At 38.3% G+C, this 17,938-nt stretch carries 14 protein-coding genes, 2 rRNA genes, 1 other RNA gene and 2 pseudogenes (1 of these 19 running past the window's edge); 4 read left to right on the forward strand and 15 right to left on the reverse strand.

Features of this window, described 5'->3' with window-relative positions:
* From IGJ23_RS10555 to IGJ23_RS10570, 4 genes are all read right to left on the reverse strand, one after another.
* Positions 1-998: ribosomal RNA gene (locus IGJ23_RS10555) — 23S ribosomal RNA — on the reverse strand; it reaches 1,916 nt to the left of the window's first position.
* A 232-nt stretch (positions 999-1,230) separates the two neighbouring features.
* Positions 1,231-2,790, reverse strand: a 16S ribosomal RNA gene (locus IGJ23_RS10560).
* Together the 16S and 23S rRNA genes form the textbook arrangement of a ribosomal RNA operon.
* A 689-nt stretch (positions 2,791-3,479) precedes the next feature.
* Positions 3,480-3,842: a hypothetical protein gene (locus tag IGJ23_RS10565; protein WP_010720718.1), complete on the reverse strand. Its 363-nt coding sequence runs from the start codon at positions 3,840-3,842 to the stop codon at positions 3,480-3,482.
* Positions 3,843-3,915: 73 nt separating this feature from the next.
* Entirely contained in the window at positions 3,916-4,296 is a 381-nt protein-coding gene (locus IGJ23_RS10570; protein WP_010720719.1) for a CvfD/Ygs/GSP13 family RNA-binding post-transcriptional regulator, read from the reverse strand.
* 91 nt (positions 4,297-4,387) lie between these two features.
* Between IGJ23_RS10570 and IGJ23_RS10575 the strand changes: the two genes are divergently transcribed.
* The gene (locus IGJ23_RS10575; RefSeq protein ID WP_438774942.1) at positions 4,388-5,554 is read left to right on the forward strand and encodes a MalY/PatB family protein; all 1,167 of its coding nucleotides are present in this window, start codon (positions 4,388-4,390) and stop codon (positions 5,552-5,554) included.
* Positions 5,555-5,695: 141 nt separating this feature from the next.
* On the opposite strand, the gene IGJ23_RS10580 is transcribed toward IGJ23_RS10575, so the two are convergent.
* A complete protein-coding gene (locus tag IGJ23_RS10580) occupies positions 5,696-6,280 on the reverse strand; it encodes a peptidylprolyl isomerase (protein WP_010720721.1) in 585 nt (194 codons plus the stop codon).
* Between the two features lie 327 nt (positions 6,281-6,607).
* Here IGJ23_RS10580 and IGJ23_RS10585 point away from each other — a divergent pair, with 327 nt between their 5' ends.
* Together IGJ23_RS10585 and IGJ23_RS10590 are read left to right on the forward strand one after the other, a co-directional pair.
* The gene (locus tag IGJ23_RS10585) at positions 6,608-7,606 is read left to right on the forward strand and encodes an NAD(P)/FAD-dependent oxidoreductase (RefSeq protein WP_034700569.1); all 999 of its coding nucleotides are present in this window, start codon (positions 6,608-6,610) and stop codon (positions 7,604-7,606) included.
* 120 nt (positions 7,607-7,726) lie between these two features.
* Entirely contained in the window at positions 7,727-8,236 is a 510-nt protein-coding gene (locus IGJ23_RS10590; protein ID WP_126343325.1) for a phosphatidylglycerophosphatase A family protein, read from the forward strand.
* 454 nt (positions 8,237-8,690) lie between these two features.
* On the opposite strand, the gene IGJ23_RS10595 is transcribed toward IGJ23_RS10590, so the two are convergent.
* The 10 genes and pseudogenes from IGJ23_RS10595 to tadA all read right to left on the reverse strand — a co-directional run bounded on the left by IGJ23_RS10595 (position 8,691) and on the right by tadA (position 16,943).
* Positions 8,691-9,332 (reverse strand): TIGR01906 family membrane protein, encoded by a 642-nt coding sequence (locus IGJ23_RS10595; RefSeq protein ID WP_438774943.1) that lies wholly within the window; start codon positions 9,330-9,332, stop codon positions 8,691-8,693.
* Position 9,333: 1 nt separating this feature from the next.
* On the reverse strand, positions 9,334-10,098 hold the full coding sequence (locus IGJ23_RS10600) for a TIGR01457 family HAD-type hydrolase (RefSeq protein ID WP_010720725.1): 765 nt from the start codon (positions 10,096-10,098) through the stop codon (positions 9,334-9,336).
* 2 nt (positions 10,099-10,100) lie between these two features.
* Entirely contained in the window at positions 10,101-10,760 is a 660-nt protein-coding gene (locus IGJ23_RS10605; RefSeq protein ID WP_010720726.1) for a YutD family protein, read from the reverse strand.
* A 36-nt stretch (positions 10,761-10,796) separates the two neighbouring features.
* Positions 10,797-12,182 carry a bifunctional metallophosphatase/5'-nucleotidase gene (locus tag IGJ23_RS10610; protein WP_207433581.1) on the reverse strand — a complete coding sequence of 462 codons (1,386 nt, stop codon included), beginning with the start codon at positions 12,180-12,182 and terminating at the stop codon, positions 10,797-10,799.
* A 972-nt stretch (positions 12,183-13,154) separates the two neighbouring features.
* A pseudogene (locus IGJ23_RS10615) lies at positions 13,155-14,123 on the reverse strand (peptidoglycan amidohydrolase family protein); the annotation flags it as partial.
* Between the two features lie 75 nt (positions 14,124-14,198).
* Positions 14,199-14,606, reverse strand: a pseudogene (locus tag IGJ23_RS10620) (phage tail tip lysozyme); the annotation flags it as partial.
* 263 nt (positions 14,607-14,869) lie between these two features.
* Positions 14,870-15,241 carry a phage holin family protein gene (locus IGJ23_RS10625; RefSeq protein ID WP_053766345.1) on the reverse strand — a complete coding sequence of 124 codons (372 nt, stop codon included), beginning with the start codon at positions 15,239-15,241 and terminating at the stop codon, positions 14,870-14,872.
* A 433-nt stretch (positions 15,242-15,674) separates the two neighbouring features.
* Positions 15,675-16,121: a type II toxin-antitoxin system HicB family antitoxin gene (locus IGJ23_RS10630; protein ID WP_010720730.1), complete on the reverse strand. Its 447-nt coding sequence runs from the start codon at positions 16,119-16,121 to the stop codon at positions 15,675-15,677.
* A gap of 205 nt (positions 16,122-16,326) precedes the next feature.
* Positions 16,327-16,411, reverse strand: an RNA gene (gene ffs / locus IGJ23_RS10635) — signal recognition particle sRNA small type.
* Positions 16,412-16,451: 40 nt separating this feature from the next.
* On the reverse strand, positions 16,452-16,943 hold the full coding sequence (gene tadA, locus IGJ23_RS10640; protein WP_010720731.1) for a tRNA adenosine(34) deaminase TadA: 492 nt from the start codon (positions 16,941-16,943) through the stop codon (positions 16,452-16,454).
* 108 nt (positions 16,944-17,051) lie between these two features.
* Here tadA and IGJ23_RS10645 point away from each other — a divergent pair, with 108 nt between their 5' ends.
* On the forward strand, positions 17,052-17,912 hold the full coding sequence (locus IGJ23_RS10645) for a helix-turn-helix domain-containing protein (protein ID WP_010720732.1): 861 nt from the start codon (positions 17,052-17,054) through the stop codon (positions 17,910-17,912).
* Positions 17,913-17,938: the final 26 nt, after the last annotated feature.

Raw genomic sequence — 17,938 nt, forward strand, 5'->3', positions numbered from 1 at the left:
TATCACTCACAGTCTGACTCCCGGATATGAATGAATGGCATTCGGAGTTTATCTGAATTCGGTAACCCGAGATGGGCCCCTAGTCCAAACAGTGCTCTACCTCCATCATTCTCAATTCCGAGGCTAGCCCTAAAGCTATTTCGGAGAGAACCAGCTATCTCCAAGTTCGTTTGGAATTTCTCCGCTACCCACACCTCATCCCCGCACTTTTCAACGTACGTGGGTTCGGTCCTCCAGTGCGTTTTACCGCACCTTCAACCTGGACATGGGTAGATCACATGGTTTCGGGTCTACGACTACATACTCAAACGCCCTATTCAGACTCGCTTTCGCTGCGGCTCCGTCTCTTCAACTTAACCTCGCATGCAATCGTAACTCGCCGGTTCATTCTACAAAAGGCACGCCATCACCCATTAACGGGCTTTGACTTGTTGTAGGCACACGGTTTCAGGTTCTATTTCACTCCCCTTCCGGGGTGCTTTTCACCTTTCCCTCACGGTACTGGTTCACTATCGGTCACTAGGGAGTATTTAGCCTTGGGAGATGGTCCTCCCGGATTCCGACGGAATTCCTCGTGTTCCGCCGTACTCAGGATCCTCCTAGGTGCCTTCCAAATTTCATCTACGGGGTTTTTACCCTCTTTGACTGACTTTTCCAAGTCATTCGACTATCTGAAAGAACTACCATATCGGAGTCCTACAACCCCAATGAGCAAGCTCATTGGTTTGGGCTTTTCCCGTTTCGCTCGCCGCTACTCAGGGAATCGAATTTTCTTTCTCTTCCTGCAGGTACTTAGATGTTTCAGTTCTCTGCGTCTACCTCGAATGCGCTATGTATTCACGCAAACGTAACATCCTATAAAAGATGCTGGGTTCCCCCATTCGGAAATCTCTGGATCATAGCTTACGTACAGCTCCCCAAAGCATATCGGTGTTAGTCCCGTCCTTCATCGGCTCCTAGTGCCAAGGCATCCACCGTGCGCCCTTATTCACTTAACCTTATCAACCTTACGGTTGGGTTTTGATCTTTCTTCTAGCGATAGAAGTCCAATCAAGAAAATAAGCAATTGAACTTATTAAAAAACTCATTCAACGCGGTGTTCTCGGTTTGTATTACTAATTTACTTCAAATATCCAGTTTTCAATGAACAAAAATATATCTTTGAGAGTAAACCTCTCAAAACTGAACAAAGTGAAAAACAAACAGTGTAGTCTCCGTAATATTCCTTAGAAAGGAGGTGATCCAGCCGCACCTTCCGATACGGCTACCTTGTTACGACTTCACCCCAATCATCTATCCCACCTTAGGCGGCTGGCTCCAAAAGGTTACCTCACCGACTTCGGGTGTTACAAACTCTCGTGGTGTGACGGGCGGTGTGTACAAGGCCCGGGAACGTATTCACCGCGGCGTGCTGATCCGCGATTACTAGCGATTCCGGCTTCATGTAGGCGAGTTGCAGCCTACAATCCGAACTGAGAGAAGCTTTAAGAGATTAGCTTAGCCTCGCGACTTTGCGACTCGTTGTACTTCCCATTGTAGCACGTGTGTAGCCCAGGTCATAAGGGGCATGATGATTTGACGTCATCCCCACCTTCCTCCGGTTTGTCACCGGCAGTCTTGCTAGAGTGCCCAACTAAATGATGGCAACTAACAATAAGGGTTGCGCTCGTTGCGGGACTTAACCCAACATCTCACGACACGAGCTGACGACAACCATGCACCACCTGTCACTTTGCCCCCGAAGGGGAAGCTCTATCTCTAGAGTGGTCAAAGGATGTCAAGACCTGGTAAGGTTCTTCGCGTTGCTTCGAATTAAACCACATGCTCCACCGCTTGTGCGGGCCCCCGTCAATTCCTTTGAGTTTCAACCTTGCGGTCGTACTCCCCAGGCGGAGTGCTTAATGCGTTAGCTGCAGCACTGAAGGGCGGAAACCCTCCAACACTTAGCACTCATCGTTTACGGCGTGGACTACCAGGGTATCTAATCCTGTTTGCTCCCCACGCTTTCGAGCCTCAGCGTCAGTTACAGACCAGAGAGCCGCCTTCGCCACTGGTGTTCCTCCATATATCTACGCATTTCACCGCTACACATGGAATTCCACTCTCCTCTTCTGCACTCAAGTCTCCCAGTTTCCAATGACCCTCCCCGGTTGAGCCGGGGGCTTTCACATCAGACTTAAGAAACCGCCTGCGCTCGCTTTACGCCCAATAAATCCGGACAACGCTTGCCACCTACGTATTACCGCGGCTGCTGGCACGTAGTTAGCCGTGGCTTTCTGGTTAGATACCGTCAAGGGATGAACAGTTACTCTCATCCTTGTTCTTCTCTAACAACAGAGTTTTACGATCCGAAAACCTTCTTCACTCACGCGGCGTTGCTCGGTCAGACTTTCGTCCATTGCCGAAGATTCCCTACTGCTGCCTCCCGTAGGAGTTTGGGCCGTGTCTCAGTCCCAATGTGGCCGATCACCCTCTCAGGTCGGCTATGCATCGTCGCCTTGGTGAGCCGTTACCTCACCAACTAGCTAATGCACCGCGGGTCCATCCATCAGCGACACCCGAAAGCGCCTTTCAAATCAAAACCATGCGGTTTCGATTGTTATACGGTATTAGCACCTGTTTCCAAGTGTTATCCCCTTCTGATGGGCAGGTTACCCACGTGTTACTCACCCGTTCGCCACTCCTCTTTTTCCGGTGGAGCAAGCTCCGGTGGAAAAAGAAGCGTTCGACTTGCATGTATTAGGCACGCCGCCAGCGTTCGTCCTGAGCCAGGATCAAACTCTCATAAAAAGTTCGAACAATCTTACGATTGTTAAGCTCAATTGTTTGCTAGCATATTGCTTGCTTGTTAAAAATGTTTGTTGTCTTGAATCAATCAAGACGCCCTACACATTTGGTTTGTCTTTGCTTTGTTCAGTTTTCAAAGGTCTACTTGATTAAAAGCTAATCAGTTGAGATTGCCGTAGCAACTTTTATATCATATCAGAGTGACATTTGTTTGTCAACTCTTTTTTAAAAGTTTTTTTGACTTCATTTTCCAGAAGTGTTTCAGCAACTCATTTATCATAACTCGTCGTTTGTTATTTGTCAACAACTTTTTTGAAGTTTTTTTCGATAGAATCAAGCTTCGTAAGCTGTCGTTTTTTAACGACTTAGTTATCTTATCATGTGTTTTTAGAAACGTCAAGAACTTTTCTGCTATTTTTTTAGAAAGTTTCATTACGCTGTTTCTTAAATCAACGTTAATAAATTTATCACGTAAACCAAGGTACGTCAACAAGCATTTTCACTTAATTTTTCAAAAGAATATTCAAGCAAAAGATCATCATTCGCTTTTACTTCAAAAGAAGCATAAAAAAGTTTGCATTATCGAATATAATCCATGATAAACTGAACGTTTCATCCTTTAAAGAGGACCGGTTACCATAAAAAAAGAAACTTGAATTTTTTTCAAGTTTCTTTTGGTGTCTAATTCTACATTAAAAGAAAGGAACTCCTTCCACTTCGTAAGTGCCAAGGACAGAGCGCATTTGATCTGGGTCTTCCCAAAGATAGCCTTTACCTAAGTCTTCACTTTGACTTTTTTGCTCAGTTTCAAAAACAAACAATGGAACATTTTCGTGATTAATATGTGTATTGGTCAACTCCATCAAATTAATTTTGCTAACATCAATATGAACGATTTCTTTTAAAAAGCTAAGTATGTTTGCTAACCCCGTCTTTTCTTCTGAAAGCTCTGCTAATGCAAACTCCAGCTTGTCATCAATTGAATGGACTAAAAATTTTTTTGATCCATCCTCCAAATGCAACATGATTGTACCAGCTACTTTTTTGCTTGCCAAAATTTCCACCTCGATCAACTTGTTCTGTGGTTTACATAAAAATTCTAGCACATTTTCAGAAAAAATACACTTTTTATTTCTTATTTTCTTTCTGTTCTAGTTCTTCTAGTGCTTCGTCCACCCATTTTGGTAGTTGTTCCGCAATCGTGGCAAACCCGATCTTTTTATTTTTATTCGTAAAGTATCTTTTCCTTCGATAAGGAATAACAGGGCTCTTCTTCTCCAACGTACGTAACGACAAACTAATTTTTTTTGAATATTCATCAATATCAATGATTTGAACAGTTACTGGTTGACCAACTTTTAACAATGTGTGAATACTTTTCGTGTAACCTGATTGTACTTCTGATACGTGAATCAAGCCTTGTGTTTCCTCGTCTAAAGACACAAATGCACCATAAGGCTGTATTCCAGTTATTTTTCCTTTAATTATTTGTCCAATTTTATATGTCATGTACTTCCCTCTCTTTGCATTTATCATTATACTGTAAATGATTTAAAAAAAGAAGTTTTGAAAATACTCAATAGAAAAAGGGGTCCTTTAGATGAGTGAATTTGACAAGAAAGTTTCAAGAAGACATACCGATAGCGTAAAATGGGATTCAATTAAAGAAACCTATCAAAGAGACGACTTATTGCCTTTATGGGTTGCAGACATGGATTTTTTATCACCTGCTGGAGTAAAAAAAGTTTTTGAAAATTATGTTTCTCAAGGTCTTTTTGGTTACTCTACCGTTTCAGAAAAATTATATCACGCAGTCATCAATTGGGAAAAACAACAGCATCAGGTATCTTTAACAAAAGAACACATTGTCTTTACTAGCGGTGTTTTATCTAGTTTAGCTGTTGCAATTCAAACTTTTACTGAACCAGGTGACAGTGTGCTGATCCATGACCCCGTTTACCCACCTTTTTCTGCAATCGTCGAGAGTAATCACCGTCAGCTTATACGGAGTCAATTAATTGAACAAAACAATAAATTCATGATGGACTTTCAAGATATGGAAAAAAAGATCGTTGAACAACAAGTAAAAGTGGTAATCCTTTGTAATCCCCACAATCCAGGGGGGCGTGTTTGGACTAAAGAAGAATTATCACAACTAAGCGAACTATGTTTGAAACACAAAGTGCTGCTTTTTAGTGATGAAATTCATCAAGACTTAGTTTTTTCAACGAACCATTTTAACTCGATGTTAACGATTGATGAAACCCTAAGTCAGTCTTTAATCACGTTTACTTCGGCAACCAAGACCTTTAATTTAGCAGCGATTAAAAACTCAATGGTGTTTATAAAAAATCCTAAACTAAAAGAACAATTTGAACAGCGGTTACTAATGAATCAGCAACAAGATATAAATACTTTTGGTCTAATCGGTACACAAGCTACTTACGAAACGGGTAGAGAATGGCTTAGTCAACTGCTTCCTTATATAGAAAAAAACGCGGCCACTGCCACTTCTTTTTTTGAAAAACATTTACCTCAACTAGGTGTGATGACGATTGAAGGAACGTATTTGATGTGGTTAGATTTTTCTGCTTATGAAGCGAATGACGAGTTGCTAGAACAAACATTGATTACCAAAGGAAAAGTTGTTTTAAATCCTGGCATCTCATTTGGTCCTGCCGGTCATGCTCATATGCGATTGAATTTAGCTTGTCCGGAAGAAACACTACTAGATGGATTGATGCGGATAAAAAAAGCCTTCACATAAAAAACAAAAGCATTTTTGACGTCTTTTAAACGAGGTTCTATTCTAATTAGAAATAAAATAAACCAACTGGGTCAATGATTGAAACCAGTTGGTTTATTTTGTGATTAGTTAATAATTAAAATGTCTTACTATTGCGAGTGATTATTCTGATACTTCAACTTTCTCGATCACTACATCATGTACTGGACGATCTTGTGGACCACGTTGTACGTTAGCAATTTCATCTACGGTAGTCATGCCATCAATCACATGACCAAATACAGTATGACGGAAATCTAGCCAAGGTGTCCCACCACCTTTGTATGCTTCGATGATTTCAGCCGGGAAGCCTGCACCTTCTAATTGATCTAGCATATTCGCTGGTACATTTTCATTATTCACGATAAAGAACTGGCTACCGTTTGTATTTGGTCCAGAGTTAGCCATCGATAACGCCCCACGTAAGTTGAACAACTCACGACTAAATTCATCTTCAAAACTTTCACCATAGATGCTTTCGCCACCCATACCTGTACCAGTTGGATCGCCACCTTGAATCATAAAATCAGGGATGACACGGTGGAAAATTACTCCGTCGTAATATCCTTTTTTAGCAAGTTCAATAAAATTTTTAACTGTTTTAGGCGCTAATTCTGGGAATAATTGGACCGTAATGTCACCACGGTTTGTTTTTATTACTGCCTTTGGTCCTTTTTCATTTTCTAAGCTTAATTGTGGGAATACCATATCTTTTTCCTCCTAAAAATTATTCCTTCATTGGTAATAATAACATATTCTCTCTATTCGCTGTTACATGAAACTTAAGAAAACAAAAAGACTCATCCTTATGTAAAAATGATTATATACTTTTTATCAAATGATAGATACTTTTCTGCGTTTCTCTGACTTAAAAAATAATCCACGAGTATTTTTAAATATGTGAACCAGTAGATTTCACGAGAGATCGTTTTCGCTTCTGCCCCAACCTCCTTAAGAATTAGAAATAAATCATTTGTTTGAGAAGTATTCTCAATTAAATTCTGCTATAGTGTGGGTATGAGGAGGAAGTTTTCTATGGAAATCTATGATATTACAATTATCGGTGCAGGACCAGTAGGGATGTTTGCAGCGTTTTACGCAGGTATGCGTCAAGCAAAAACTAAGATCATTGACAGTTTACCTCAACTAGGTGGGCAATTAGCAACGCTTTACCCAGAAAAATATATTTATGATATTCCCGGCTATCCCGCCGTGAAAGCCAGTGACTTAGTAGCAAATCTGGAAAAACAGTTAACCACATTCAATCACTCTTTTCATTTGAATGAGGAAGTTCTTTCTATTACTAAAGAAGATGAAATAATTGAGATCACAACTACTAAAGGAATCCACTATTCAAAAGCAGTCATTTTGACTTTAGGAAGCGGTTCTTTTCAACCTAGAAAATTAAATGTACCAGAAGCAACAACTTATGAGCATCACGGTCTCGATTATTTTGTGAACGATTTAATGAAATATGCTGGTAAAAAAGTAGCAATTGCAGGTGGTGGTGATTCAGCAATTGATTGGGCGTTGATGCTAGAACCGATTGCGAGTGAAGTTTATCTTATCCATCGCCGGCCAGAATTTAGAGCTCATGAGCATAGTGTAAACTTATTGAAAGCTTCATCAGTCAATCTTTTAACTCCCTATCTCATTGATGAATTATCTGGAGAAAATGGGGAATTGACTGCTGTTCGCTTAAAACGGGTAAAAAGCGAGGAAACAATTGAGTTACTGATTGATTCATTGATTGTTAATTATGGATTCACCTCAAATCTAGAACATCTTTCAACATGGGGACTTGAAAGTACCAGAAATGCAATTTCAGTAAACTCAGATATGTCAACCTCGATACCAGGCGTTTATGCTGCTGGCGATATCTGTTCTTACAAAGGAAAAGTAAAATTGATCGCTACTGGATTTGGCGAAGCACCTACAGCTGTCAATAATGCGTTACACTTTATTAACCCTAAAGAACGCACACAACCTGGACATAGTACCAGTTTATACGATAAAAAAGTTCCTCCTAAATAGGATAGCTTGTATGATTTTTGACCATTTTGTCCAAAGCAGAGGAGACAACATTTGTTTCTTGCTTTTTTATTTGGTAGGCTAACAATATAGTTGATTCACAGAAGCAAAAGGAGGAAGAAAATGGTTATCAAAACTGAAACGCTAGAAGAAAAAGCACGTGAATTGCTCAATGAGCGTGGAGTAACCCTTAAAGACATTGCTGAGCTAGTGATGTTTTTACAAAAAGATTACATTACTGATCTTACTTTAGCAGATTGTATCCAAAGTGTTCACGCTGTCTTAACCAAACGTGAAGTCCATAACGCGATCATAACTGGGGTTCAATTAGATATTTTAGCAGAAGAAAATAAGTTGATGTCACCGCTCCAACATATCATTGAAGATGATGAAGGACTGTATGGGATCGATGAAATACTAGCCTTATCAATTGTAAATGTCTATGGGACAATCGGTTTCACTAATTATGGCTATATCGATAAAGTAAAGCCTGGTATTTTACAAAAATTAAATAGCCATGACGGAAAAAATGTGCATACTTTCTTGGATGACATCGTGGGTGCAATCGCTGCCTCTGCTGCCAGTCGTCTTGCTCACCAAGAGCCAGAAAAACGCAGTCGTTTGACTCAATAAGAGGTTGTGAAAGAAGCGATCAGCTCCGAGCGAATAAGAGAGGATTTTTTAAAATAGCTTCTTATATTTTAGAAAATCATCGCTTATTGCTGAGGAGTTGCTTCTTGAACACCGTGAATCAGAGGTTGTGAAAGAAGCGATCAGCTCCGAGCGAATAAGAGAGGATTTTTTAAAATAGCTTCTCATATTTTAGAAAATCATCGCTTATTGCTGAGGAGTTGCTTCTTGAACACCGTGAATCAGAGGTTGTGAAAACCTCGTATAGCTCCGATGACAATAAGAAAGAATTTTTTAAAATAGCTTCTCATATTTTGAAAAATTCAGGCTTATTTCAAGGAGCTGATGTTTGAACACCGTTTAAAGCAAAAACCCGAGACAATCTCCTTGTCTCGGGCTTTTTTTATTCTATTGAAACAAAATAGGCATTATGATTTGTTCTATTCTATGTTTGATTTTAACTTCTTTTTAGCTCTCTTTTTCCAATGATCACAAAAAAAGCAAAAAAGAGTTCAATTAAAATAAAAAATAAAATAAAACTATGCATAAAAAATTGTTCTGGTAAGACGTTAATGATTGGATCGGTTGTCGGATCAAACAGCCAATCGTCGTTGTTAAAAAATGTTTCATGGAACAAGATAAAAAAGCGATCAAATCCTACCAACATAAAAAAGCCAAAAACAATCGGTACGAGCATTCCAATCTTAAACGGTTGAACTAAACGCCAAAAACGCTTATGACGTTTCAGATAAAAGAGATAGTAGATACTAGGTATCAACGTCAACAGCAGCACAAAATAGTTAAGTAAAAAAAGTTTTTTGACTTCATAAAAATGATGTGCTCCACTTGCAGAAATAGGAAAATTTTGCAGACTTAATTCCTTCTGAAAAGGATTATTTAAATAAGCCATTAATTGATCAAAATTTTTCAATAAAGTTTCTTGATCAAGCGTAGTATGATCCAATATGTTCAGATATTTGATGTCTAGTTCATAGAGAAAGCGAAAATTGATTGTTATCGCGATCGCCAGACTGATCAGCATGAGGAATAGACAAACCAAACCCGCATATTCTCCCCACACCCATTTTGTTTTTCTCATTCTAGAAACTCCACTCATCTAACGAACGGAGAACGTGTGTAGCAGGTACCGGTAATAAAGGTACATCCTCAGCTTTCGTAAATCCTGAGAGCACCAACAACGTATCAATCCCATTTCGAATCCCTGCTTGGATGTCTGTTTCATAGTTGTCTCCAACCATGATGACATCTGCTTTCGTTAAACCTAATTTTTCTACCGCCTTATCCATAATGATCGCTTCTGGTTTGCCAATATAAATCGGTGGCGTCTGTGTAGCTGTCTCCACAAACGAAATAACCGATCCTGCACCTGGCAGCAACCCACGCTCAGTTGGAATATTTTTATCTGGATTTGTTCCAATAAATGTTGCCCCTTTTTGGATCGCAAGAGTCGCTTTGACTACTTTTTCATACGTCAGATAATTATCTAGACCGACCACTACATAATCGGGATTTTCTTCATCCCAGACAAACCCTGCTTCTAAAATCAAATCGATCAAACCAGCTTCACCTATGGCATAAAACGTGTTTCCTTTCCCGGCAGCGTGCATAAAATCGATCGTTGCTAAAGAAGCTGTATAAACAGTTTCTGGGCTAACGTGTATATCAAATTCATCTGCCAAGCGATTGGCTACTGCCTGTGGACTTTTTGTGGTGTTATTCGTAACAAACAGAAAAGGCTGTTTTTTTGCCTGAAGAGCCTCCACAAAACGTTTCCCAGCAGGTATAGGTTCAGTCCCCCGATAAATCGTTCCATCTAAATCAATCAAATATCCTTTATAATCCATCTTTACTCTTCCCTTTGTCTTATCGTAAAATTAGTGTTGGCTTTTGGTTTAGTTGATGTTTTTTCAGTCTTTTTTTGTTCTGTTTTTCTTTTTTTGATGACCGGTTTTTTGTGATTTGAAGAAACGGGTCCTTTTTTCTCATCAATGTACGCACGATGTTGGTTTTGATTTTTCTTTTTTCTTCGGCGAGGAGTATTTTTTTCCTTCTTACCTCCGATTTGTTCAATCACAAAATAAGCGCAACCAAAATTACAATACTCATACAAATAATCTTCCAAAGCATCAATTCGTTGGTCGGGATGAGCACGTCTGTTATCTACACGGAAAAATCCTTTTAATCTTAATTGTTCATAGCCCCAATCACCAACGATATAGTCATAACGAGACAAGACTTCACTATATCTTTCGCCAAGTTTTTCTGGATTGAACCCCTCTCGATGATCCTTTACTAGGCGATAGTGCTGTTCGCCAATCAAAAAATTCTTCTCATCGATGAAAGTAATGATTTCTCCTTTTACTTTCTCCGGTTTGGGTTCTTCGATAATTTCTTCTAACACGGCGGTGATTTCTTCTGTCACCGTATGATCCTCGACATTTTTCGCTGTCTGTTTTTCTTTTGTTTTAGCTTCAACGGCGTGTTGCTCTTTTTGTTTTGCCGACATGCTTTCACCACCTATCATTCCTATTATACCTTGTTTTTATTTTATTGGATAGTGAGCATTTAAGTATTCCCCTACTACGCTACGAATAAATTCCGGAAATAAAAATTCATTTTCACCAGCAATCTCAATCGTTGGAAAGAAAGGTACAAACATAAAATGATCCACTGTTGTAAATGTATATCGACGCTCGTTATCTATCGGCTGATTCAGCCAGTGAACTTGATGATTCACTGCATCATAAGAGATTCCACTATAAACCACTTGTCCAAAAATTTTCCCCCGAAATCCCATACCTCTGATTGGATAATTGCGTAAAAAGGCACGATTTTTTTCGATTTCTAATACCAATCGAATCAAATCCCTTCCTTTAAGTGTGACATTCAGTAAATGCATTGGATGAGGTAATGCCGTATGCAGTTGATCCTGATTGATCAGCCCTGCTGGTAATCCAGTTAAAAACAACCCACTATTTAGCATTGCGCCTTGTGTTTGCCCACGATACTTGACTGCTTCTAACGCCTCATAGATAAAAGAATGTTCCGCAAAAATATCTACTGATAAATCATAAGGTAACTTGGCTACTTTTTTTGCCGCTAATAGTTCGTGCCCTTTAGTTAAATAATCTTGGCTTTCCTGCTCATCTTCAATAAACGTCGTCATCGTTTCTGTTGGGATAGCCCGAGCTGATTTTTGGATGATGTTTTTATGCTCATCAACGGTGAGGTGAACCTCTCCAACGTATTGTCCATATTTTCCCGCTGCTGCAAGCTGAACACCATTAACGATTTGACCATCAATCAGCAAATGATGCGTATGTGAGCCTAAAATTACATCGATTGACGGAAGTTCTTGGGCAATCTGACGATCGTCTTGGATACCTAGATGGCTCATCAATACCAAGATGTCTACTTTTGGTCTTAGTTCTTCCACCAATTCAGGTAAAATATCATAAGGGTTTCTGATATCCCAACCATTTGGACTATATGTTAAGGGAAAAGGAGCCGTCAAAGCCAGTAAGCCGATTTTAGTCTGTTGAGGAGTTTCAATGATCTTGTACTTTTTTGCCCATTTCGGCGGTTGCAACAGATGTTTATCAAACAAATTATCCAATAAAATATCAAAGTTTGCCTGATCATAAAGATGATTCAATTGATCCTTGGCATTTCCCACGCCTTCATTATTACCTATCGTCACAGCATCATAGCCTACGTTATTCATTAGTTCAACATTGGCTTGTCCATCGGTTGCTTCTGATAGCGGGTGCCAGCGATCAACAAAGTCACCTAAATCAACAGTGATGGTCGTGGTATTTTCTTTTTTTTCGTTTTCACGCTTTTTTTGCTCAATAAACCTTCTGATTTTAGGCCAGTTTTCTAGATGCGAGTGTAAATCATTCGTATGTAATAGAACTATTTTTTCCATCTTATTCTTTCGCCTCACTTTTCTTTATCATACCATAGGCTTTTTCTTTGTTCACTTTGAAAGATTTTAAAGAAAATCAAATTCCTCCGCTGTGAATAGACTCCATTCTAAACGTTAGCCTTGTGGATAATATCGGATCAAAGTAATAATCAGTCTATCTCTAGCTAGCGATTCGGGGTAGAAAAGTGATGAAAAAATACGTTACAGCAAAACATGATCAATAGATATAATTCTATCGGCATTGCCCATTTATTCGTCAACCAACGTTCAATCAAATCGACAGAAATAAGCCGTAGAATTTCCAATATACGCAGGACGAATGTCGGAATTCTTCGGCTTATTTCTTAAAACTAACTCTTCTATTCCTACTTCTTCAGCAATAATCAAGTAGTAATCAGTTTCTCATTTTTTGGAGATGGTTTTCTTCATTTTTCTCTTTTCAGACAACTAATTAAAGTTTTTTTAATCAAAAAATTGATTAGATGCAGCTATCCCGATTTGTAGACGATCCAATGGTTCGCCAAACATCCCTGCCCAGCCATCATAGCCAGCAATAGAGGTGCCATCATCACAACATACTCCTAGCCAACCAGCTCGGGCGGTCGTTTGGGAACGGTAGTAGGCTTGCGATAATGCCTTACCTGTAGGTGTCGTATAGTAAAGTTGCACACCATCGATGGCTTCACCAGGATTCCCTGCACATCCATTGACCATATCATTTGGATCACCTTTGCTGACCCAATCTAACCAACCACTTTTTACTGTATGGACTCGATAACGAATCGTTCCTGCATCTACTTTTATATAAAGCATGTCATGTTGATTATTTGGCAATCCTGAAAAACCATTGGAATCGACATCATTGAAATTGGTAATTTCTCCTAACCAACTTCCGCCCAAAACACGTAACCCATAGTGAACATTGGTAGAAAAACTTCCCCCATTATTTACCCCTGGTGAATAAGTAAATAAAGGATTGGATTTCGCAATCCCGATTTGCAGACGGTCTAGCGGTTCGCCAAACATCCCTGCCCAACCATCGTAACCGACGATCGATGTTCCATCATCGCAACAAGTTTGTAACCAGTCAGCACGAGCGGTCGTTTGTGAACGGTAATATGCTTGTGAATAAGTTTCTCCAGCAGGTGTTGTGTAATAGATTTGTACCCCATCAATAGCTTCTCCAGGATTCCCTGCACATCCATTGACCATGTCATTTGGATCACCTTTACTAACCCAATCTAACCAACCGCTTGTCATCGTGTGTACTCGATAACGTAATGTTCCTTTATCAACCTTGATATATAGCATATCGTGTTGATGATTCGGTAATCCTGAAAAACCATTAGAATCTGAATTGTTAAAGTTAGTGATTTCTCCTAACCAAGCTCCCCCCAACACTCGTAAACTATAATGAACATTTGTCGAAAATGAAGGTGGCGTTGGGTCATTAGTTATTCCTGTTGAACTTGATTGATTAAAACCGCCAGAAAAACGCCAAACTTCATAATAATGAAACCCATTTGCAACGATATAATTTTTATCAAAACGTAATTCTTGAATCGCAGTTTTTTTTTCTCCTTGCGTATAGTAACAAGTTGAAGTGATGTTTTTACCACCACCAGTAATCACCCCTGTATGTCCAATCGCACCACCTGAATCAGCCATCGAGGACCCACCAGAAAGTAAAACAATATCCTCATCTTTCAGCTGAGAGAGATTGGAAGCGTTTGAATTTCCGACTAAAACTAATACATAACCACATCTTTGGAGATAACCACCTAGGGTAACCGTATTATATAAATAGCTATAAGGAATTCCAGAGCTGTCTTTGACTGCTTGAGTAATACTTCCAGAACAATCTGCCGTTCCATCTGTACCGTTTCTTGAGCCAGTCATAGAATAGGTTATCTGTCCACGATGTTTGTTGAACCAATCCACGACTTTCGTTCGGTTTAATTGTTGGTACCAGTATCTAGCTTGTTGCGCTCTTGCTGGTTGGTTTGCATTTGCCGGTCTTTCATAATATTGAATGAAAATATTCGCCAGTTCTTCTGGAGATTTGTTACTTGTCTTAAATTGTTGAAACGTCATAGATATATTATAAAATTGTTGATTGTTTGCTACCTCCCACTCAATACGTTTGCATTGAGAAATGACGTCTTTGTAATTTAATCCATTCGCATTTGCCCAATTGATATATTTAGATGCTGGTGTCCATTGCACTAGTCCGTATCCACCAGACATATTTCCGACAATGTCGCTCTCCCATCGGTCGGCAATAATGCCACTTTCTGATTGCATGTTCCCTAATAATCCAGCAACTGCGGTTTTTGACCAACCTTGACTGACCAAGTAATCCCAAATTGTTTTTGCTGTTTCAAATTGTCCCATAATAATTGTTCGCTCCTTACTTTCAATCATTTTTTCATATTAGTTGCGCCTTTAAATGTACACAGCTTATTACTTACTGTTATCTTTCCTCCTCCTAAAAAATTATTTTGATCATTTGATTCGAATCACATAGATATGTGAGCTATTTTAGTGATTTGTGACAGAAAAAATAAAATCTTTCACTTTTTTCTAAAAAGCTGTGCCTAGGTTGCTTTGTTAGTAAATAAAAAAGTCATTATCACGTAGTATCTCGGTAAATTCACTTTGATCCTTCCTAATCGTTCTCTGTTTCGTTATTGTTTTGGTTTCATTTTGTCTTGAATTGATTTTAAAATCCCCTCAAAATAAGTCGTTACTTCTGACTCAGCAATATTGGTCAAAATGCTCCCAATCTCAGTGAAAATCAGGCAAGTCGTAAAAACCTTTACTAACGTAAATTCAAAATGAACGCCGTTTTGGATCAACACAAAATCAACGACTCCCGTCAGGATCAATAACACAAAATGACTGAGTTTTTTCCAAAGTCCTCGCCAACTTAGCGTTGAATACCAAACATGATTGACTTTTGCTTTAAGCCAACCTGTTATGAGATCTAATAGAACCACTAGAAAAAAACTGTGAATTAATGCTTGATCACTAGCAAAGACTTTCGTTAATGCCGTCATACTAACACCTCCTTTTAAACGTAATGACTGCGAAAGAAATGCCCTCCATAACAGACATTAGTTTGCAGTTTTGAGTCCCTTGCTTTTAGCTTTCATCATTTGTTTGATACACTATTCTTCTTTTTACATTGTCAGACCTTCCTTTCACTACTTTGCTAAAGATTTTTGTTTCCATTTAGATATGTTGGAAAATAATAAAATTTGTGACAAAAAAAAGAATCATTTGAGCAAAATCACTCAAATGATTCTTTCAACTTTTCACTGTTCTTAAGTCAATTTATTCGTTCACTATTAAATTTAGAGCTGTCATTTTATCAAGTTCTCTGCTTATTCAAAAAAAGAATTTTACAAAATATTCGTTGTGAATATTTGTAAAATTCATATTTTGGACTAAAGTTAAATTTTATTCCAGGCTTTTTTCTTGTCATTTATTTTAATTATTTTTTACTTCTTCTGCTTTCTTTAAAATCGCATGTGTCAATGTTTCAGAAAAATTGATCTTCAATTCTTTGCCTAATTTATCTGCCCACTTAGGAATAGACACATTTTTACGTTCTCTCTTTTCCATGTCCAGATACTCTTTTATATTAACTGAAACAAGCGTGACAAATGAATCCTCTTTATTGTATGTATTCGTCTGCTCAAAAGGGAAATAGTTTTCTACATTAATATTGTTTACACTTGAGCTAGACGGCAATTTATTTTCTTCCTCAATATAATAAGACAATTGTAGCCCAAGATAGTCACTAGCCATCTGCATACCGTCGTTTATATCATTTGCTTGTGTTCCGTTTCCATCAATATCAGGAAAATGTATAAAATAGTATGGTTCTTTATCATCGGTCATTAAATAAAAAACAGCTGGATACGTTAATACCATCAATATGTACCTCTTTCGATTATTTATTTTTAGGTCATTGGTATGAAACTGTATCTTTCTACCAATAACAATTATACTCTCTATAGCTATTTACTTCTCTATAAAATACAAATAAAGTACCTAAAAAACTAAAGAGGCTCTGGTTCATTAGACAAAAAAAACGTAACAAGTAGTAAAGTACTACCTATCACGCTTTTAAGATTCGTTTTAATCAGACACATGGCGGATCCTGCTTAGTGCTGCTTCCTTCCAGATCTGACACGCTTCACAAGCCCGCCATTGTCCTAGCCTTTCGGCAAATAATAGTATACCTGATTTTTTTTTATTTGGCTAGCCTTTTTTTAATTTCTTTTTTCTTAAGCGCAACTCTCTAAAAAAATCCGTTAAAAGTTGGCCACATTCCGTTTCCAAAACGCCTCCTACTACATGGGCTTGGTGGTTAAAGCGTTCATCTGTCAACAAATTCATTAATGTTCCCGCTGTTCCGCCCTTTGGATCATACGCACCGAAGTATACTTCTTTGACTCGAGATAAAATCATCGCACCGCTACACATAGGACAAGGCTCGAGTGTCACATATAATTGGGCTTCTTCTAAACGCCAACTTCCAACATTTTGACAAGCTTCACGGATCGCAATCATTTCCGCATGCGTGGTTGCGTCTTGTGTGGTTTCTCTTAAATTGTAGCCTCTTCCAATAATTTCATCATTTAAAACAACAATCGCTCCAATTGGTACTTCCGCTAATTGTTGGGCTTTCTGAGCTTCTTCAATGGCTAAACGCATCCATTTTTCATGTTTTTCATTATCGATTTCCTTCATTTCCAATCGATCCCCTACTTTTCGTTTTCTTGCTTAACTTTAGCATAAGTCAAAAAGGTTGTAACTAGCTTTTTGTCTTATGGTAAAATAAAACATGAGGTGACTTTGATGGACTTGACAAAACTGATAACACTTTATCCTAATGCACAGAAAAAAAATTCCCCTGCTTCCGATAAAGGAATTCTCTCTTTAGCAATTGATGATTATTTTTTATGGATCGATCAATCGACGATTTCGACACAAGAAACAAATATTTTGAAAGCGTTATTCCCTGTAGCTACTGTCGAAGATAATCATCCATGGTATCATTATTTATTTGAAAATAAACCGCTAGTAGCAGAAGAAAGCTTTCGCATGATTCAATTTCACATTGATCCAAGAGGAGAATTTCTTAAGCGCCAATGGCAAGAAACAATCGGTGAAATGTTTTTCCACTTAGAAGATTTTTTCTTTTATACAGAAACCGATGCTGTACTGATTGAAAAAAAATGTCCTAGTTATCTAGAAATTTCTGAGCTAAGAGGTATTTTTCTTTCATTAGATGCAGACTTTGAAATTACTACCCAAGTATTTATTGGCTCATTTCATTTGCCTTCTCCCAATTTTTCAGAACTGTTTTTTGAGGAGCGGAAAATATTTTTTGAAGAAAAAAAGCACTTTGCTTTACATGGTGGCGCAATCTCATTATCAGAGGTGGCTTTACATCATTATACAAAAGGAACAATGAACAACAATCAGTTAATTGCAAGTTATCAGGAGATGGTCAAACGGACAGAAATGGAAGAGATCATTTCAGTGTTATGGAAAAATTTAGGTAATATTAGTTCGACAGCTAAATCACTCTTTCTTCATCGAAATACATTGAAATACAAAATCGAAAAATTCCAAGAACAAACTGGGTTCAACTTAAAAGAAGCAAATGATTTACTGTTTTGTCATTTGCTCTTACTGCAAGAACAAACACATTGAACACAAAAAGCGAAAGTATTCGTTCA

This window comes from Enterococcus sp. DIV1682a, from assembly GCF_051711005.1.
Taxonomy (GTDB): Bacteria; Bacillota; Bacilli; order Lactobacillales; family Enterococcaceae; genus Enterococcus_B; species Enterococcus_B hirae.